The organism is Streptomyces sp. NPDC006602 (assembly GCF_042870385.1).
Taxonomy (GTDB): Bacteria; Actinomycetota; Actinomycetes; order Streptomycetales; family Streptomycetaceae; genus Streptomyces.
On sequence record NZ_JBIAHG010000001.1, the window covers coordinates 963,298 to 980,660 of the forward strand.

General features: G+C 71.2%; 21 protein-coding genes and 3 pseudogenes. 10 read left to right on the forward strand and 14 right to left on the reverse strand.

Translation table 11 applies throughout. From position 1 onward, the window contains the following. Window positions 1-33: 33 nt before the first annotated feature. Window positions 34-2,208, forward strand: a complete 2,175-nt coding sequence (locus tag ACFYO2_RS04480; RefSeq protein ID WP_388343821.1) for a molybdopterin oxidoreductase family protein — start codon at window positions 34-36, stop codon at window positions 2,206-2,208. A gap of 37 nt (window positions 2,209-2,245) precedes the next feature. Here ACFYO2_RS04480 and ACFYO2_RS04485 read toward each other — a convergent pair whose 3' ends face one another. From ACFYO2_RS04485 to ACFYO2_RS04515, 7 genes are all read right to left on the reverse strand, one after another. After that, window positions 2,246-3,658 carry an alkaline phosphatase family protein gene (locus ACFYO2_RS04485; protein ID WP_388343824.1) on the reverse strand — a complete coding sequence of 471 codons (1,413 nt, stop codon included), beginning with the start codon at window positions 3,656-3,658 and terminating at the stop codon, window positions 2,246-2,248. After that, complete coding sequence (locus ACFYO2_RS04490) at window positions 3,655-3,801, reverse strand: hypothetical protein (RefSeq protein WP_388343826.1); 147 nt, start codon at window positions 3,799-3,801, stop codon at window positions 3,655-3,657. The genes ACFYO2_RS04485 and ACFYO2_RS04490 overlap by 4 nt, the downstream gene beginning before the upstream one ends. Before the next feature lie 2 nt (window positions 3,802-3,803). Next, window positions 3,804-4,097 carry an EboA domain-containing protein gene (locus ACFYO2_RS04495; RefSeq protein WP_388344014.1) on the reverse strand — a complete coding sequence of 98 codons (294 nt, stop codon included), beginning with the start codon at window positions 4,095-4,097 and terminating at the stop codon, window positions 3,804-3,806. Continuing rightward, entirely contained in the window at window positions 4,049-4,396 is a 348-nt protein-coding gene (locus ACFYO2_RS04500; RefSeq protein ID WP_388343829.1) for a hypothetical protein, read from the reverse strand. The genes ACFYO2_RS04495 and ACFYO2_RS04500 overlap by 49 nt, the downstream gene beginning before the upstream one ends. A gap of 45 nt (window positions 4,397-4,441) precedes the next feature. Then, window positions 4,442-5,287: a sugar phosphate isomerase/epimerase family protein gene (locus tag ACFYO2_RS04505; RefSeq protein ID WP_388343831.1), complete on the reverse strand. Its 846-nt coding sequence runs from the start codon at window positions 5,285-5,287 to the stop codon at window positions 4,442-4,444. Then, on the reverse strand, window positions 5,284-6,258 hold the full coding sequence (locus ACFYO2_RS04510; RefSeq protein ID WP_388343834.1) for an SCO3242 family prenyltransferase: 975 nt from the start codon (window positions 6,256-6,258) through the stop codon (window positions 5,284-5,286). The genes ACFYO2_RS04505 and ACFYO2_RS04510 overlap by 4 nt, the downstream gene beginning before the upstream one ends. Before the next feature lie 143 nt (window positions 6,259-6,401). Continuing rightward, a complete protein-coding gene (locus tag ACFYO2_RS04515) occupies window positions 6,402-6,824 on the reverse strand; it encodes a gamma-glutamylcyclotransferase (protein WP_388343837.1) in 423 nt (140 codons plus the stop codon). Window positions 6,825-7,000: 176 nt separating this feature from the next. Between ACFYO2_RS04515 and ACFYO2_RS04520 the strand changes: the two genes are divergently transcribed. Next, the gene (locus ACFYO2_RS04520) at window positions 7,001-8,650 is read left to right on the forward strand and encodes a M4 family metallopeptidase (RefSeq protein WP_388343839.1); all 1,650 of its coding nucleotides are present in this window, start codon (window positions 7,001-7,003) and stop codon (window positions 8,648-8,650) included. A 70-nt stretch (window positions 8,651-8,720) separates the two neighbouring features. Here ACFYO2_RS04520 and ACFYO2_RS04525 read toward each other — a convergent pair whose 3' ends face one another. The 3 genes and pseudogenes from ACFYO2_RS04525 to ACFYO2_RS04535 all read right to left on the reverse strand — a co-directional run. Beyond that, window positions 8,721-8,963, reverse strand: a complete 243-nt coding sequence (locus ACFYO2_RS04525) for a hypothetical protein (RefSeq protein ID WP_388343842.1) — start codon at window positions 8,961-8,963, stop codon at window positions 8,721-8,723. Next, window positions 8,960-9,208: a hypothetical protein gene (locus ACFYO2_RS04530; RefSeq protein ID WP_388344016.1), complete on the reverse strand. Its 249-nt coding sequence runs from the start codon at window positions 9,206-9,208 to the stop codon at window positions 8,960-8,962. The genes ACFYO2_RS04525 and ACFYO2_RS04530 overlap by 4 nt, the downstream gene beginning before the upstream one ends. Window positions 9,209-9,337: 129 nt before the next feature. Next, window positions 9,338-9,712: pseudogene (locus tag ACFYO2_RS04535) on the reverse strand (ATP-binding protein); the annotation flags it as partial. 161 nt (window positions 9,713-9,873) lie between these two features. On the opposite strand from ACFYO2_RS04535, the gene ACFYO2_RS04540 reads away from it, so the two are divergent. Then, window positions 9,874-10,755, forward strand: a complete 882-nt coding sequence (locus tag ACFYO2_RS04540) for a helix-turn-helix domain-containing protein (RefSeq protein ID WP_388343845.1) — start codon at window positions 9,874-9,876, stop codon at window positions 10,753-10,755. Window positions 10,756-10,758: 3 nt separating this feature from the next. After that, window positions 10,759-10,971: a DUF397 domain-containing protein gene (locus ACFYO2_RS04545; protein ID WP_388343847.1), complete on the forward strand. Its 213-nt coding sequence runs from the start codon at window positions 10,759-10,761 to the stop codon at window positions 10,969-10,971. Here the strand turns inward: ACFYO2_RS04545 and ACFYO2_RS04550 are convergent. Both ACFYO2_RS04550 and ACFYO2_RS04555 read right to left on the reverse strand, forming a co-directional pair. Further along, window positions 10,956-11,327, reverse strand: a complete 372-nt coding sequence (locus tag ACFYO2_RS04550) for a VOC family protein (RefSeq protein ID WP_388343849.1) — start codon at window positions 11,325-11,327, stop codon at window positions 10,956-10,958. The two genes, ACFYO2_RS04545 and ACFYO2_RS04550, sit on opposite strands and share 16 nt — an antisense overlap. 106 nt (window positions 11,328-11,433) lie before the next feature. Further along, entirely contained in the window at window positions 11,434-11,610 is a 177-nt protein-coding gene (locus ACFYO2_RS04555) for a hypothetical protein (RefSeq protein WP_388343852.1), read from the reverse strand. Window positions 11,611-12,244: 634 nt separating this feature from the next. Between ACFYO2_RS04555 and ACFYO2_RS04560 the strand changes: the two genes are divergently transcribed. The 4 genes from ACFYO2_RS04560 to ACFYO2_RS04575 all read left to right on the forward strand — a co-directional run bounded on the left by ACFYO2_RS04560 (window position 12,245) and on the right by ACFYO2_RS04575 (window position 14,831). After that, window positions 12,245-13,006 carry a ribonuclease BN gene (locus ACFYO2_RS04560; RefSeq protein ID WP_388343854.1) on the forward strand — a complete coding sequence of 254 codons (762 nt, stop codon included), beginning with the start codon at window positions 12,245-12,247 and terminating at the stop codon, window positions 13,004-13,006. 60 nt (window positions 13,007-13,066) lie between these two features. Then, complete coding sequence (locus tag ACFYO2_RS04565; RefSeq protein ID WP_388343856.1) at window positions 13,067-13,240, forward strand: hypothetical protein; 174 nt, start codon at window positions 13,067-13,069, stop codon at window positions 13,238-13,240. A gap of 320 nt (window positions 13,241-13,560) precedes the next feature. Further along, the gene (locus tag ACFYO2_RS04570) at window positions 13,561-14,097 is read left to right on the forward strand and encodes a hypothetical protein (protein WP_388343858.1); all 537 of its coding nucleotides are present in this window, start codon (window positions 13,561-13,563) and stop codon (window positions 14,095-14,097) included. A gap of 113 nt (window positions 14,098-14,210) precedes the next feature. Beyond that, on the forward strand, window positions 14,211-14,831 hold the full coding sequence (locus tag ACFYO2_RS04575) for a class F sortase (protein ID WP_388343860.1): 621 nt from the start codon (window positions 14,211-14,213) through the stop codon (window positions 14,829-14,831). Here ACFYO2_RS04575 and ACFYO2_RS04580 read toward each other — a convergent pair. Further along, window positions 14,769-15,014: pseudogene (locus ACFYO2_RS04580) on the reverse strand (winged helix-turn-helix transcriptional regulator); the annotation flags it as partial. The gene ACFYO2_RS04575 and the pseudogene ACFYO2_RS04580 sit on opposite strands and share 63 nt — an antisense overlap. 25 nt (window positions 15,015-15,039) lie before the next feature. Here ACFYO2_RS04580 and ACFYO2_RS04585 point away from each other — a divergent pair. Both ACFYO2_RS04585 and ACFYO2_RS04590 read left to right on the forward strand, forming a co-directional pair. After that, complete coding sequence (locus tag ACFYO2_RS04585; RefSeq protein ID WP_388343863.1) at window positions 15,040-15,171, forward strand: hypothetical protein; 132 nt, start codon at window positions 15,040-15,042, stop codon at window positions 15,169-15,171. Between the two features lie 384 nt (window positions 15,172-15,555). Beyond that, window positions 15,556-16,332: pseudogene (locus ACFYO2_RS04590) on the forward strand (NAD(P)-dependent oxidoreductase); the annotation flags it as partial. Here the strand turns inward: ACFYO2_RS04590 and ACFYO2_RS04595 are convergent. Continuing rightward, the gene (locus tag ACFYO2_RS04595) at window positions 16,329-17,111 is read right to left on the reverse strand and encodes a sulfite exporter TauE/SafE family protein (RefSeq protein WP_388343865.1); all 783 of its coding nucleotides are present in this window, start codon (window positions 17,109-17,111) and stop codon (window positions 16,329-16,331) included. The pseudogene ACFYO2_RS04590 and the gene ACFYO2_RS04595 sit on opposite strands and share 4 nt — an antisense overlap. Between the last annotated feature and the right edge of the window lie 252 nt (window positions 17,112-17,363).

Genomic DNA, 17,363 nt, shown 5'->3' on the forward strand with positions numbered 1-17,363 from the left:
TCCGCGTAACACGGCCGAAGCACGCTGAAAGGCATGCAGAACACCGCGACGCCCACGCACTGCCCGTACTGCGCCCTGCAGTGCGGGATGAATCTGACGGCCACCGGGGACGGGACCGTCGAAGTGAGCGAGCGCGCGGATTTCCCGGTGAACCGGGGCGCGCTGTGCGGCAAGGGCCGTACCGCGCCGGCGGTGCTCTCGTCCCGGGTGCGGCTGACCTCCCCGTTGGTGCGCTCCGAGGGCACGCTCGTGCCCGCCTCCTGGGACGAGGCACTGGACCGGATCGCCGAGGGGCTGTCCCGCACGCGCACGGAGCATGGTCCGGACGCGTGCGGGGTCTTCGGCGGGGGCGGTCTGACGAACGAGAAGGCGTACACGCTCGGCAAGTTCGCGCGCGTGGTGCTCGGCACCTCGCAGATCGACTACAACGGGCGCTTTTGCATGTCGTCCGCGGCGGCGGCCGGGATCAAGGCGTTCGGCCTGGACCGCGGTCTGCCCTTCCCGTTGGAGGACATCCCGAAGACGGGCTGCGTGATCCTCGTGGGGTCCAACCTCGCGGAGACCATGCCGCCTTCCTTGAGGTTCTTCAACGAACTCCGGGAGAACGGCGGCACGCTGATCGTCATCGACCCGCGCCGCACGAAGACCGCCGAGCAGGCCGACCTGCACCTGGCGCCCCGGCCGGGGACGGACCTGGCGCTGGCGCTCGGCCTGCTGCACCTGGTCGTCGCCGAGGGGCGGGTCGACGAGGAGTACGTCCGCGAGCGGACCGCCGGCTGGGAGGAGGCGCGGGCGGCTGCGATGGCGCACTGGCCGGAGTATGTGGAACGGATCACGGGGGTGTCCGTTCCGCAACTCCGCGAGACAGTGCGCATGTTCTGCGAGCCGGAGTCGGCGATGGTGCTCACCGCCCGCGGGCCCGAGCAGCAGTCCAAGGGCACCGACACCGTGGGCGCCTGGATCAACCTGTGCCTGGCGACCGGCCGCGCGGGGCGCCCGCTGTCCGGGTACGGCTGTCTGACCGGGCAGGGCAACGGGCAGGGCGGGCGCGAGCACGGCCAGAAGGCCGACCAGCTGCCCGGCTACCGCAAGCTGGACGATCCCGCGGCACGCCGGCATGTCGCCGAGGTGTGGGGCGTGGACCCCGACAGCCTTCCCGGGCCGGGGCGCAGTGCGTACGAGCTGCTGGACGCGCTGGGTACGGACATCAAGTCGCTGCTGCTGATGGCGTCGAACCCAGTCGTGTCGGCGCCGCGCGCCGCGCACATCGAGGAGCGCATCAAGTCGCTGGACTTCCTCGCCGTGTGCGATGTGGTGCTGTCGGAGACCGCCGCCCTCGCGGACGTCGTCCTGCCGGTCACGCAGTGGGCCGAGGAGACGGGCACCATGACCAACCTGGAGGGCAGGGTGCTGCTGCGCAAGCGGGCGATCACCCCGCCCGAGGGCATCCGCAGCGACCTGGAAGTGATGCACGAGCTGGCCGCCCGGCTCGGCGTGGAGAAGGGCTTCCCGACGGACCCCGAGGAGGTCTTCGAGGAGCTGCGCCGGGCCAGCGCGGGCGGACCGGCCGACTACTCCGGGATCACCTACCGGAGGCTGACGGAGGAGAACGGTGTGTTCTGGCCGTGCCCGGCGGCGGACGACGGGGCCGCCGGCGACAACGGGGCCGACTCCGAGGACGCCTCGCTGGACGCCCGCGGAAGCGACGACCCGGCGCAGGACGACGACACCACCGGCGCCGTTCACCCCGGCACCCCGCGCCTCTTCCTCGACCGGTTCAACACGCCGGACGGCCGGGCCCGGTTCGTCCCCGTCTCGCACCGGGCCATCGCCGAGGAGCCCGACGACGAGTACCCGGTGCTGCTGACGACCGGCCGGGTCGTGGCGCAGTACCAGTCCGGCGCCCAGACCCGCCGCGTCGACGAGCTGAACGCCGCCGCACCCGGCCCCTTCGTCGAGCTGCACCCGCGGCTGGCGGAGCGGCTCGGCGCGGCCGAGGGCGACCCGGTGGCCGTGGTCTCCCGGCGGGGCCGGGCCGTTGCACCGGCCCGGATCACGACCACGATCCGCCCCGACACCGTCTTCATGCCCTTCCACTGGGCCGGCGAGGGCCGCGCCAACACCCTGACCAACCCGGCGCTCGACCCGACCTCGCGGATGCCGGAGTTCAAGGCGTGCGCGGTGCGGGTGGAGGCGGTACGCGGCTGATCAGGTCCGGTACCTGCTTCGTCCGGTACCTCCTTCGTCAGAGCCCCGCGAGGCGCAGCAGCAGGGATTTGACCTCGGTCGCCGCGAACTCGCCCCGGGCCTGACCGGGTTCGGAGCACAGCAGTACGGGGCCGTGCTCCGGGTCGTCGGGCAGACGGCCGTGGCTGCCGCGGACACCGGAGGGGTCGAGCGGGACGGTACGCAGCCGGTAGCGGAAGCCGAGCTTCTTGCGGGCGACCTGGCCGACGGCACGCAGCTTCACCGCCGGGACCGTCTCGTCGTACAGCAGCTCGGCCGGGTCGTAGCCGGGCTTGCGGTGGATCTCCACCTGGCGGGCGAAGTCGGGGGCGCGGTCGTCGTCCAGCCAGTAGTAGTACGTGAACCAGGCGTCCGGCTCGGCGACCGCGACCAGCTCTCCTGAACGCTCGTGGTCCAGGCCGTGGGCCGCTTTGCCCGCCGCGTCCAGGACCTGGTCGACGCCGTCGAGTTCGCCGAGGATCTTGGCGACCTCTGCCTCGTCCCCCGGATCGCGCACGTACACGTGCGCCACCTGGTGGTCGGCGACGGCGAAGGCGCGCGAGGTCCAGGGGTCCAGGTACTCCATGCCGTCCTGGGTGTAGACGTCCAGGAACCCGGCGCGGCGCAGAGCGCGGTTGATGTCCACGGGCCGGGAGACCGGGGTGATGCCGTACTCGCTGAGCGCCACGACCGTGGCACCGGCGGCGAGGAAGTGGTCGATCAACGGCCGTAGGGCGTCGTCGAGTCGGCGGGCGGCGCGGGCGGTCGCCGTCGAGTCGGGCCCGGAGCGCTGCGGCTCGTAGTCCATCTGCGGGACGTAGACGAGGGTCAGGTCGGGGTCATGCTCGTCGAAGACCTGGCGGGCGGCGCCGAGGATCCACTGGGTGGAGGGCATGCCGGCGTTCGGGCCCCAGTAGGTGAACAGGGGGAACGGGCCCAGCCGGTCGGTGAGTTCGTCGTGCAGGGACGGCGGCCAGGTGTAGCAGTCGGGTTCCTTGCGGCCGTCGGAGTAGTAGACGGGGCGCGGGGTCACCGTCCGGTCGACGTCCGCCCCCATGGCGTACCACCAGCAGATGTTGGCGACCTTGTAGCCGGGGCGGACCTTGCGGGCGGTGTCCCAGATTTTCTCGCCGCCGACGAGTGCGTTGTGCTGGCGCCACAGCAGGACCTCGCCGAGGTCGCGGAAGTACCAGCCGTTGGCCACCGCGCCGTGCGTGGCGGGGAGTTCGCCGGTGAGGAAGGTGGACTGGGCGGTGCAGGTCACGGCGGGCAGGGTGGTGCCGAGCCGGGCCCGGAAGCCGCGCTCGCCGAGGGCGGCGACGGCGGGCATGTGCTTGAGCAGAGTGGGGGTCAGGCCGACGATGTCGAGGACGACGAGGCGGTTCGTGTCCTGGGACTGCGAGGGCTTCGAGGATTGCGAGGCTTCGGTCATGAGTGATCCTCCTTGAGGCCGAGGTCGGTCAACCGGTCCCTTGCCCAGGCGAGTTCGGCGGCAATGCCCTCGGTGAGGTCGGCGGGCGGGCGGGGCAGCACGGACCATGTGTAGGTCTCGACCTCGATGTCGAAGATGCGCATGCTCAGAGATCTCCATGGGGGAGGAAGGCACTGATGAGGAGGCCTGTATCCGCGGGTACGCGGCGGCCGGCGGCGCTGCGTTCGGCGGCGAAGTCGGCTGGCATGCGGGTGAGTTCGGCATCCGCGCGGTCCTCGAGTCCGGCCACGCGGGCGAGCGGGATCTCGCAGAACACGCACTTCAGGACGGCCTGCCGGTACTCGTCCGCCGGGAGGTGGGCGGCCGCGTAGGGGCCGAGGGCCGCCTCTATCAGCGTGGTGTCGTTGCCGCGCAGGGTCTGCGTACGAGGTCCAGGAATCGGCCCTCCTCGTCGAAAAGGGGCAACGCCCTGAGGACTGTGCGCTGTTCGGCGGGATCGCCGTACCGGTGGAGTGCTCGCACCGCCTCGACGAGGGCTTCGCCCTGCAGCGGCAGCGCGGTCAGGAGCAGCGCGCGGGCCGCCTCGTCGACGGTCCGGCCGTCGGGCAGGGGCTCGCGCCCGCAGTGGCGTCGGACGGCGGGGAACAGGACGCGGATGGCGGCGGGGCCGGCGGTGACGCGGGCGACAGCGGCATCGAACCAGGCGCGGGCGTCGGGGGTGAGGGGGAGGTCGGGCATGGTCGTCCCTCTGTGAGTGGGGAGCTCCTGGATCCTTGGGGAGGCTCAGGAGGTGAGTAACCCGGCCTCGGCCGCGCGCAGGAACTCGATCGAGCGACGGGCGACCTCGGGAGCGTCCAGGGAGCCGCCCTGGATCTCGACGGACACCAGGCCCTCGTGGCCGAGCGCGTTGAGCGCCGCCAGCACCGGCGGGAAGTCGATCTCGCCCGCGCCGAACTCCAGATGCTGGTGGACGCCGCGCACCATGTCCTCGATCTGCACGTTCAGCAGGTGGCGCGCGGCCAGCCGCAGGCACTCCAACAGGGGCACTTCCTCCACGCAGTGGGCGTGCCCGATGTCCAGGGTGACGCCGAACAGCTCGTGTCCGCCGAGCAGTTGGCGCAGCCGCAGACACCGTTCAACCGTGTCGACGAACATGTACGGCTCCGGCTCGAAGGCCAGGGCGATCCCGTACGCCTCGGCCGTTTCCAGCACCGCCCCGACGCCCGCCGCGAGGCGCTGCCACACCGCCGTCTCGGACACCCCGGCCGGGGCCGGACCACTGCACAAGTGGACGATGGGCGAGCCCAGTTCGGCCGCGATGCGCACAGCGCGCCGCAGCAGGTCGATGCGCCGCTCCGGCTCCGCCGACATCAGCGTCGGCTGGTGTTTGCCCCAGGCGTCGAGGAAGTACGGCGCCCCCGTCTCGATCGTGACGGTGAGCCCGTGGCGCGCCAACTGCTCGGCGGTCAGGGCGACCTGGCGGCCCAGGTCACCGGCGTACGGGTCGAGGTGGTGGTGGTCGAGCGTGAGCGCGACGCCGTCGTAGCCCAGGTCCGCGAGGACGCCGAGCAGATCGCCCAGCCGGTGGTGGGCGAACCCGTTGGTGCCGTAGCCGAATCTGAGGCTCATGTCGGCGACACCCGTCTCGCCAGCCTCAGCGCCAGGGGATGTACGGCGCCGAGGACGGCGGCGGCACCGGGGGCGCCGCCGCGCGCGGTGAGCGCCGTCTGCAACGGGACCATGGCGAGGATGCCTGCCCCCACCGCCCGCCGCACGGCGGCGCCGCTCGGATCGCGCACGGCGAGCGCCTGGGCCCGGCCGTAGGTCCCCAGGTAGGCGAGTGCTCCGGCGGCGGCGACGGCGGTACCGGTCGCTGACCCGCGGGGTGTTGACCGTGTTGTCGACCGGCCGAGGGGCCAGGCGCCGGCCAGCGCCGTCGCCGACGAGACGGCGAGCGTCGCCGCGGGCAGCCGCGCCGGGGCGCCGGAGATCTCGTGGCGGCTGAGGAGGGTGAGCGTGTAGGTGTGCAGCCCGGTCAGCAGCGCGGGGACGGCCGCTCGGGCGAGGGCGCGGGCGGTTGTGCCGGATGCGGTGCCGGCTGCCCCACCGGTCGCGGGCGGTGGCGGCTGTCCACCGCCCGCCACCGCCCCCGCCAGCACGTCCAGGACCCGCGCCCCGGCCATGGCCGCCGGTCCCGCCGGGGTCGACTTCAGTTTCAGGTCGTACGCCCACACCAGCGCGGTCAGCGGCAGGGCGGCGGCCAGGCCGCGCCGGCCGCCCGAGAGGGTGGCGAGGCCGAGGCCGGCGGCGGTCAGACCGGTGGCGACGGACAGCGCGGTCCGGCGCGGCACCCGGCCGGAGGGTATGGGGCGTTCGGGGCGCTCGACCGAGTCGACGGCGGCGTCCGCGTAGTCGTTGAGGGCCATACCGGCCCAGTAGAGGCACACGGACGAGGCCATCACTCCGGCCGTCCGGAGACCGAGCGGGCGTCCGGCCGCCGTAGCGCCGGCCAGCACGTCGCCGGGCACGCTGAGGGCGGCCGGGGCGCGGACGAGACTCGCGAGATCCGCCGCCCGGGGTACCGCTTCACGGTCGTTCATGCCGCGATCATTGCGAAGGCCTATTGAGCTTTCATACTCCGCAGTGAGGAGGTTCCATGTGATATGCGCAACAACAATGCGCTGGTGCCGGGCGAGCAACGACCGGCTCACCAGGTGCCGTTGGTACGCCCACACGGCTCGGCTCAGCCGCGCACCAGCCAGTCGCCGCTCCCGATGAGCTTCCCGCCGGCGCGCAGGCGTGCGGCCACGGCGGGCGCGGCGACGTACACCCAGGCCCGTACGGTCCGCCCGTCGCCGTCGAGGGTCACCTCGCGCTCCACGCGTTGGTAGAGGCTGCGCGGATCCCCCGGCACACAGTCCTCCAGCCGGTCGAGCCTGAGCAGCAACTCGCCGTACGCCTCGGGGAGTGCGGTGACGACCTCGCCATGGACCACTCCCCCGCGTTCCTCCACGGCGTAGGGATAGCCGGGCCCTTCGTACAGCACCGCGCCGGTGAGCCGGCCCGGTTCCTCGGACCGGATGCGTCCGCGCAGGAACAGGCCGTGGTTGGGCTCGCCGGGGCGGAGGGTGCCGTAGACGAAGAAGGGCAGTTTCTGGGCGCTCACAGAAACGATTCTCACCCTTCACACACCTGCGCATTCGCGCCATAGACATGACATGTCATGGCCACTTAAATCTTGTTCAAGATCCGCGCCATTTCCCCCACGACCGGCGCGCCCCCCTTCACGCCCTCACGCCCTCACCCCCTCACGCCCTCTGAGGCGCCTTCCCGAGGAGATCGATGAGCCGGATACGGCCGTACGTCCGAGGTTCCCGTCGTCTCACCACCGCCGGTGTCGCCGCCACCACCGCCACCCTGCTGGCCGCCGCGCTCACCCCCACCGCCGACGCGGCCGACCGGCCCACCCGGGCCTCCGCGATCGAGAACGCGGCGTCGGTGCTCGCGGACCGAGCGGCCGCTCTGGGCCTCACCGCCGCACAGGACACCACCGTCCGGGACGTCGTGGTGGACCCGGACGGCACGCAGCATGTCCGTTACGACCGCACCTACCACCAACTGCCCCTCCTGGGCGGCGACTTCGTGGTCCACCTCGCCCCCGACGGCAGCTACCGCGGCGCCGACCGGGCCACGAGGAGCGCGATCTCGCTCGCGAACCTCACGCCCAGGCTGTCCGCCCCGAAGGCCGCCGACCTCGCGGTGAACGCGCTGCGCGCCGCCAACCTCGGCGAGGCGCTGCGGAGGATCACCGCCAAGCCGGAGCTGGTCGTCGACGCCCTGCACGGCGCCCCGAAGCTGGCCTGGCGGACGAACGCCGTCGCGCAGGACTCCCTCGGCAACCCGACCGCGCGGACGATCCTGACGGACGCCGGCACGGGCACCCAGATCGACGCCTGGGACACCATCGAGACGGCGTCGGGCGACGGCAAGTCCCTGTACGGCGGCACGGTTCCGCTGGAGACGACGCTGTCGGGATCGACGTACCAGCTGAAGGACGCGACGCGCGGAAACACGTACACCGGCGACGCGGCGAACCAGAACGACCTGTGCGTCCTGACGGTCTGCCTGAGCCGGGCCCCCTCGACGGTCTTCACCGACGCGGACAACCACTGGGGCACGGGCACGGACGCCGACCGCGCCTCGGCGGCGGTGGACGCGCAGTACGGCACGGACGTGACCTGGGACTACTACAAGAACGTCCACGGCCGCAACGGCATCGCGGGCGACGGCAAGGGGTCGTACAACCGCGTGCACTACGGCACCCGGTACAACAACGCCTTCTGGGACGACACCTGCTTCTGCATGACGTACGGCGACGGTGACGGCACGCAGCTCGGGCCGCTGGTGTCCCTGGACGTGGCCGGCCACGAGATGTCGCACGGCGTGACGTCGAAGACGGCGGCGCTGACGTACTCCGGCGAGTCGGGCGGTCTGAACGAGGCCACGTCGGACATCTTCGGCACGCTGGTGGAGTTCTACGCCAACAATTCGTCGGACGCGGGCGACTACCTGATCGGCGAGAAGATCGTCCGCTCCGGCTTCGGCCGGGACGCCCTGCGCTACATGGACAAGCCGTCCAAGGACGGCGCCTCCGCGGACTGCTGGACCTCGACGGTGGGCGACCTCGACGTCCACTACTCGTCGGGGGTCGCGAACCACTTCGCCTTCCTCCTCGCGGAGGGCAGCGGCGCCCGGACGGTGAACGGCGTGAGCTACAACTCGCCGACGTGCGACGGCTCTTCAGTGACGGGAATCGGCCGCGCCAAGCTGGGGGCGATCTGGTACCGGGCGCTGACGGTCTACATGACGTCCTCGACGAACTACGCGGGGGCTCGGACGGCGACGCTGAGCGCGGCGAAGGATCTGTACGGGGCGGGGAGCGCGGAGTACGGGGCGGTGGCCGCGGCTTGGAGTGCGGTGGGCGTGGGGTGAGTTGGGCCGACGCCTGATGTGGCCGCCTCGGTTCTTCGGGCCGGGGCGGCCGTTGCCTTGCCTGCGTTCCTCAGAGTCCGGCGATGAGTCTGACGACGGTGACGGTGAGCACGGAACGGGACACGTAGTAGAGCACGATGGCACCGAGGACGGTCGCCTCCCGCCGATCTCGCTCGCCCCTGACCGCGGCCGACCCATGACCGTACGGATCACGGCCGACGGTCCGCACCATCGCGTCTCGGAATTGCTCGGCGTTCCGCATCTTGGCCAGGGTGTCGTCGGCCGGCGGGGCGTAGGTGATCCGGAAGCTCAAGCGGCACCCCGCCTCTCGGCCTCGTCCGCCGCCAGCCGCTCCAGGAGCGCGTTGGCGTTCGGGTCGGGGACGGCTTCGAGCATCCAGTGCCGCATGACGGCGTGGATCTCGTCCACTCCGGCCTCGTTGACGGCCTGGTCGAACTCCTCACGCCGCTCTTCCGGGAGGGCCGCGCGGATACCGGGAATGCTGTTGGGGACCTCGACCTCGACGCCGTCGACGAAGGTCTTCAACGGTTCGGCCATGGTCATCCTCCTTGGTGGCGGGGCTTCGCTGCCGTCACGGTAGCGGGCCGACGCTGCCTGGCGTACGACGTCCAGCTCACACCAGACGGCCTTGCCGACGGTCAGCTCGCAGACGCCCCAACGGTCGGCCACCTGTCCGACGATCAGGAGCCCGCGTCCGAACATGTCATCGGCGGTCGCTTCGCGAAGGCTTGGCCGTAACTCCCCCTTCGGGTCGGACACAGAGATCCGCACGACGCGTTCCGTGAGAGTGAGTTCGACGCGGAAGAGGCGGTCGCTCAGGCACCCGTGCAGTACGGCGTTGCCGCCCAGCTCGGAGACCAATAGAGCGGTGTCTGCGGCGAGTTCGGGGTGACCCCAGTCCGTGAGGAGACGGTGGGCCCGGCGGCGGGCGAGGGTGACGCTCTTGGGAAGCGGGGTGTAGTCGAGGCGGTCGTAATGGAGGGGCTCTTCGGGGGCGACCATGTCGCTCACCTCCGGGCAGGGGCGAGCGACATCAGGCATCAACCGATGTCGCTCTGTGAGTAGTTCGTCACCGAAGGTAGGGGACCTCCGGACGTGACCGCAAGTTGTTCCCGGAATAATTGTTCCCACCGCGGTTGCAGGGGGCTACTCACCGCGACACACTGATCGCGCACCGAGGTCTGAAGGAGCACAACTTGAACATGAATCAACCTACGTTGGGCAACAGCACTTCCTCCGTGCTGGGACGCCGACTGGGCGGGGAACTCATCAAGTTGCGCGCGGCGGCCGGGCTGACACAGGGGCACGCCGCCAAGGCCCTCACCTCGTCCATCACAAAGATCACGAAGATGGAGCGCGGCTGGGTCCCCATGCGCGATCCGGACATCCGAGCGCTGTGCGAGCTGTACGGAGTCCGTGACCCCGGCACCGTCGGCGGCCTGCTGGAACTGGCGAAGGTCGACCGCGAGCGCCGTAAGGCCAAGGGCTGGTGGGACGACTACGCCATCCACGGCGTCATGCAGGAGTACATCGCGCTGGAGAGCGCGGCTACGGCCATCAAGGCGTGGCAACCCGCCTTCATTCCGGGGCTACTCCAAACGCCTGAGTATGTACGGGCGTTGAGGGAGAGCCCTGCGGCCGAGGTGACCAAGGGCCCCGAGCCGGATGAGGAGTTCATCGCGGCGCGGCTCGCCCGCCGGCGGCGCCTCTCCGACGATCCGCCGCTCTCCCTGCGAGTGGTGATCTACGAGGCCGTTCTCCGCAACTTCCCCGGCGGTACGGCAACAGCCGGAGGCCAGCTCGAAGAGCTCACGAAGATCGCCGATCTGGCGAGCGTCGATCTCCGGATCTTTCCTTTCAGTGCCGGTACGCATCCGGGCCTGGTCGGCTCGTTCAACATCATCTCGTTCGCCGCCCCCGGAGCCATGGACGTCGTCTACGTGGAGGCTCCCTTTGCCGAGCGTTGGGTGGAGGGAGGAGAGGCCGCAGCTGCCTACGATGAGCTGTTCGAGAAGATCGCCGAACGCTCCCTCGACGAGCGGGAGTCGATGTCATTCCTCCACAAGCTGCGCAAGGAACTGTGAGCCATGCCTGAATTCAAGTACCGCAAGCCCAGCTACAGCAATGAAAAAGCCGAGTGCGTCGAAATAGCCACCAACATCCCCACCATCGTGGCCATACGCGACTCGAAGAACTCAGACGGTCCATCCTTGCAGGTCCGCCCCACCCCTTGGATGACCTTTCAGATCTCCTTGATGAAAGGCGAGTTCACTCACTACAGCTGTCATGCGTCCTGGTAGAGGTTGACGATGTTGCCGTCCGGGTCACGCAGCCAGACCGATCGACGTCCCCACGGCTGGGTTGTCGGCGGCTTGAGGATATGCACACGCTGAGCCAACAGGCCTTCATGGCGTGCATCCACGTCGGTGACCTGGAACTCCAAGGTGAAGCCTCCACTTGAGGCGGCTGCCGTGGAACCGGGCAACATCGACTCCATGCCCTGGGTGGAAAAGAACGACAGGACGGCGCCGGGGACAGCTACTCGGGCGAAGGGATCGCCGCCCTGGACTTCCGCGTCGAGGACCGCAGCGTAGAAGGCGGCGAGAGCCGGAACATGGTCGGTGATCAAGCACGTACCAGTGAAGTGTGGCTGCATGCGGGCATCGTAGGCCGATGGCCGGACCGGCCGTTTCCTCTCCGTCGACCCCATTCCGGGCGACAACGTCAACGCCTATGACTACGTCAACGCCGACCCCGCCTCGTCAGCATCCGCACAGCGTCGAGCGGGAGATCGCGAGGGCGAGGCAGCTGGAGAGGCGGGCGCCCGCCCGGGGTCCAGGCAGCCGACGCGGAGTACCCGAGGTCTCCGGCAGCCACTTCACCACCGCCGCCGACTCACCGGCGCGGTCGCCTCCTTCCTCCGCGACGGTCCGGGGCACGTCACCTATGAGGAGCGCTGACCCGCGCTTTCCAGCCCTTTCCCCATCAGAGCTGGCGATGGGCCCCGGCACAGGGCAGCGCCCGCCCGTCGCCCCGGTCGGAGGACCCCGGGGTCGAGCTCAAGCAGTCTTGCTGTATCCCCCGTACGGATGCCGAGGCTGCTGAGCCGCTCGCACATCCGGAGCCGGACGGGCACGCTGGAATCAGCCACTCGCGCTGCACGGGCTCGCCGGTGCGGGGACGAGCCCGTGTGCGGGTACGCCGGTGCACGGAAACAGGACGAGGTGACGACGGATGCGCCATGGGTTCGTGCCGCCGGTGCGCCAGGCTTGTCGGGGCTCTTCGGGCGAGGATGGGAGCGGCGGGCATGACCCGCCTGGCGGACCCCCCGGCCCTGTGGGCCCTGTAGAACCGGTCGGACCGTCGGGTGCTCCGGGGCCTTCTGAACCGTCCGGCTCACCGCACGCTCCGGATACTCCTGAGCCGCCTGATGCTTCTCCGGGCCAGGGCCCGCCCGGCGGGAGCAGTCGCAGGAGCCACCTCCGCAGCCGCGGGCACCGGTGGAGGGAACTGGGCCGCTTCCTCCACGTCAGGAGTACGCGCGTATGGCAGCGTGGCAAGGAAGTGGAGCTGATGCACCGGGCCATGGGCTTCGCGGCGCTGGGACTGGTGACGCTCGCCCCGCTGCTGATCGTGGTCGCGGCGGCCGCCCCGATCCAGGAGCGCGGCTTCGCCCTGTGGATCGTGGACGGCATGGGGCTGTCCGGGCGCCCCGCCGACGCCGTACAGGACCTCTTCGCCACGCCCGGCAAGGTCCTGAGCACGACCAGCGTCCTGAGCGTGGTGTTGCTCGCCCTCTTCGGCGTGACCTTCGCGGGCAGTGTCCAGACCGGTTACGAAAAGGTGTGGGACCTGCCGGCCGGGCGCTGGCACACCGTATGGCGACGCGCGGTGTGGCTCGTCGCACTGACTGCCTACCTCTTCGCCGAAGCGCAAAGCGGGACCGTCCTGGGGCAGGGAGCCCTGAGCTCATGGGCCCGCATCGGACTGTCCTCGTTGCTCGGCGTGCTCTTCTTCTGGTGGGGGCAGCGTTTCCTGCTGGGCGGGCGGATCCCCTGGCGCACCCTCCTGCCGGGTGCCATCGCCACGATGGTGGGCCTGGGCGGCCTGCGTCTGTTCTCGTCCCTGGTCTTCTCCCCGCTCATCGTGAGCAACGCCGTCTCGTACGGTTCGGTCGGCACCGTCCTGATCGTGACGTCCTGGCTGGTCGGTGTCGGCTTCGTCGTCTTCGGCGGCGCCCTCGTCGGCCGCTACTGGTACCTCCACGAACCGCACCACATTCCGCACCCGCACTCCCACCCCCACTCCCCTAAGCGGTCAACTACCCGGGACTGAAGTCCCGGGCAGACGCTCTTCGACGCCGAGACCCGTGGCCTCTTCCGAGAGGCGGCCGACGTGGACGACACCACGTGGGCCCGGGGGCGTGGATGGCCGCTGTGCTTCGGGCTGACGGCGGAGCACTACTACCGCGGCGGGAAGAACCCGTACTCGCGGCGCTCGGACACCGGGCGGTGGCGGAAGTTCTGGCCGAGTACGAGAGCGGGGAGCACGACTCCTGACCACTCCTGACTCGGGCGCGGCGCTCGGGTGTCAGGTGAAGCGGCGCCGAGATGCAGGGCCGGTGACCGCCCCCCAGGACCTGCCCGGTCACCCGTTCACACCCCCGCCCCGCACCCTTCGGGTTCTTTTCCCCGTCGCGCCCCCTACACCACCGATGACCTGCTGAAACACCAACCCCAGCGCTCCGCTCAAGGCCCCGCCGGACACCCATTCACCGCATTTCTGACGCACTCTCAGGAAGCGGTCTCGGCCCGCTGCCACTTACCTCGGAAGGGCAGCACCACCGATGTACACCGCAGAGCCAGAGCTTCGAGCTCGAGGGAGCACCGATGCGACGTACCGCCCGTCTGCTGTCCGGTACCGCGTTCGCCGGCGCCGTGGCCGTCGCCGGCCTCGGCACGGCGCCCGCGTACGGCGACGGCAGCGGCAGCGGCGGCGGCCTGGAGATCTTTCCGTCCTCCGTCGTGCCGGGCGGGCAGGTCACGGTGAACACGGCGGAGTGCGGGGACGGCAGTACGGCGGCGGGTGACGCCGGCGCGGTGGGCGCCGGCCCGTTCACGCTGGCGCCCAGCACGCACGAGCTCGACGCGATCGGGCGGTTCCGGGTGCCGCCGAGCGCGCAGCCGGGGACGTACGAGATCGTCGCGACGTGTGCGGAGGGCGGCCGCCGGGTCACGGGCGACCTGGTCGTCACGCTGACGTCGGCGCGCGAGCACGTGTCTCCGCGAGGAAGTGTGAAGACGGGGGTCGGCGGCGCACTGGGCCCCGATCCCGTACAGACCGCGGCCGGCGTGGCGGCTCTCGCCGTCGCCGCCGCGGGCGGTACCTGGCTCCTGCATCGCCGGGCGAGAGGCGACGGGATCTGACGGACACCCTCCGCTGTCCGTCCGCCGGTACCGCAAGCCCACTCCCCCTCCGGGTCCGACGCCCCTCGCGGCCCGGAGGGGGAACGTGGGTCCCGTTCAGGAGAAAGGTCGCCATGCGCAGACTCGGCAATGCCGCGATAGCGACCGTCACCGCCACGTCTCTGTGCTGCGGCGCGTGGCTGCTGCGCAGCGGCGCCGAGACGCACGCGCCGCCGCAGCCGTCCGCGGCCGAGGCCGGCGTCGATCCGAGCGGCCGGCGGTCCGCCGCGCCCGCGCTGCCGCCCTCCCCGCCCGACCGGATCCGCATCCCCTCGATCCGCGTGAACGCCCCCCTCATGGGCCTCGACCTCACCCCGGCCGGCAGCCTCGACGTCCCGCCCGCCACCCGGAAGAACCGCGCCGGCTGGTACGAGGCCGGCACCACCCCCGGCGAGACGGGCACCGCGATCATCGCGGGCCACGTCGACAACGCCGACGGCCCCGCCGTCTTCTACGACCTCGGCGCCCTGAGGAAGGGCGCCGCCATCGAGGTCGACCGGCGCGACGGAGCCGTCGCCGTCTTCACCGTGGACGCCATCGAGGTGTACGACGCGAAGGACTTCCCCGACGAGAAGGTGTACGGGGCGGCGGCGCGGCCCGAGCTGCGCGTGATCACCTGCGGCGGCGGCTACTCACGAAGCACCGGCTACCAGGGGAACGTCGTCGCCTTCGCGCACCTCACCGGCAGCCGCTGAGCCTCCCAGTATGTTCACCCGTCCCCACGCGCCCAAGGGTGCCAGCGCCTCGTTCAGCGAAGCCCCCCGAGGCGTCAGCGAGTACTCGACGCGCGGCGGTACCTCGTCGTACGCCTCGCGGTGCACGATGCCGTCCGCCTCCAGCTCCCGCAGCTGCGCCGCGAGCACCTTCTCCAGCAGACCGTTCCCCTCGTCGAGCCTAACTTCCATGACTGACAACGCACTTGCTTCCCGTACGCCCGTCACCCTCCTCGGCACCGGCGCCATGTGCACCGCCCTCGCCCGCGCATGGCTCGCCGCCAGAACATCCGGTGACCGTCTGGAACCGCACCGTTCCTGAAGACTGAGCAGAAGTGATTCCACTCAGCCGCACGCCCCGAACGGTCTTGGGCGCTCCCCCACTGCCTTAAGGGCGTGGGAGGTACCCCCAGGTCCCCGGCGTACTCGACCCCGGGGCGGCGACACACATCCCGTGCGTGGTCCGGTCCCGGGGGGGCCAGCTCCCTGCGCGACCTGGCCATGTGCGTACGGCCAGAGGCGACGGGGAGGCCCCGGACCATCTCTCTGGTGGAGCGGGGGCCCCGCACGCTGGCGCCGTACCCGGCGTCCCAGATCGCGCGATCACGTTAACCCGATCGGCCCAGGGCCCCGCAAGCCCGCGACCGGACCATCACACGATCGAGCTGACTCGACCGCGTGCGCACTCCCCGGCGAGCAGTTACCAACCCCCGCCCGCGCCGAGGCCCTGGCCGCCGAGGGCGCGACCGTGGCCCACAGCAGCGCCGAGGCGGTGGCCGCGAACCGCCTGGTGGTCGCCTGTCTGCTCGACGACGTCTCCGTCGGCGAGGCCCTCGACGGGGCCGACCTGACCGGCCACGACCTGGTGAACCTCACCACCGGGACGCCCGCCCAGGGCCGTTCCCGATCCGCGTGGGCGACTGGGCGCGGGGCCCGTTTCCTGGACGGCGGGATCATGGCCGTACCGCCGATGATCGGGGCCCCGGAGTCCGGTGGGTACGTCTTCTACAGCGGCTCCGCCGCCCTCTTCGAGGAGCACCGGGACACCCTCGCCGTCCCGGCCGGCACCACCTACGTCGGCGCGGACCCGGGGTTCGCCGCGCTGCACGACGTGGCGCTGCTGAGCGCGATGAGCGGGATGTTCGCGGGCGTGACGCACGCCTTCGCGCTGATCCGCCGGGAGGACATCGCGCCGAAGGACTTCGCGCCGCTGCTCGTGTCGTGGCTGACCGCGATGGCGCCCGCCGCGCACCAGACGGCCGAGCAGTTGGAGAGCGGCGACTACGGCAAGGGGGTCGCCTCCAACCTGGCCATGCAGGTCGCGGGCAACGCGACCCTGCTGCGAACGGCCGAGGAGCAGGGTGTGAGCGCGGATCTGCTGACGCCGTACATGGCTCTGATGGAGCGGCGCCTCGCCGACGGTCACGGCCACGAGGGCACGACAGGCCTGGTCGACCTGCTGGCGCCCGCACAAAGCGCCTAGGCCGGCCACTCCTCGTACGCCAGGTTCGCCACCAGCGCGAACACCACCGTCAGCAGCACGACCCGCACGAAGCCGCTGCCCTGCTTCAGGGCGGTGTGCGCGCCCAGCGTGCCGCCCGCGAGGTTGAAGACGGCCATGAGGGCCGCCAGTTGCCACAGGACCGTGCCCTGCCAGGCGAAGGTGGCGAGGGCGCCGCCGTTGGTGCAGCAGTTCACGATCTTGGCGGTGGCGGAGGCGGTGACCAGGTCGAGGTGGAGCACGGCGGTGAGGGCCAGGACGAGGAACGTGCCGGTGCCGGGACCGATCAGACCGTCGTAGAAGCCGATGCCGAGGCCCGCGAGGCCGATCGCGGCGAGGATCCGGCGCGGGCCCGCCGGGCCGGTGGCGGGGGCCGTGCCGAAGGCGGGGCGGGCGATCACGAAGGCCGCGACGGCGAGCAGCACCACCATGATCACCGGCTTGAGGACCTCGGTGCTCATCCCCGCCGCGAAGAACGCCCCCGCCGAGGAGCCGGCGAGCGCCGCCAGACCGATGCGTACGGCGGTGCGCACGTCGACCGGCGCCTTGCGGGCGTACGTCACCGCCGCGCCCCCGGTGCCGACGATGGCGACGGCCTTGTTGGTGCCGAGGGCGTACGCGGCGGGGGTGCTCGCCGGCAGCCCCAGGAGCAGCACCGGAAGCAGCAGGAGCCCGCCGCCACCGACCACGGCGTCGATCCAGCCGGCCGCGAGGGCGGCGAGGCACAGGGCGGCGAGCATGGTCAGCGATATGTCGGGCATGATCGGGACCTTAGGCGACGAGATGGGTGCACCATCCACGGACCTGAGGGAGTTCTGAGGTTCCGCCCTCGGATTCGGCGTCTCGGACCGGTGACGGCTGTGGGGGGGGGGGGGGGGGGGGGGGGGGGGGGGCCCGCCCCCCCCGCCCCCCCCCCCCCGCCGCCGGTCGCGCTCGTCGAGGCGGCCGGATCGACGCCGTCCTCACCCGACCACATGCTGGCGACGAGCACGGTCGCCAGCAGTCCGGCGGAG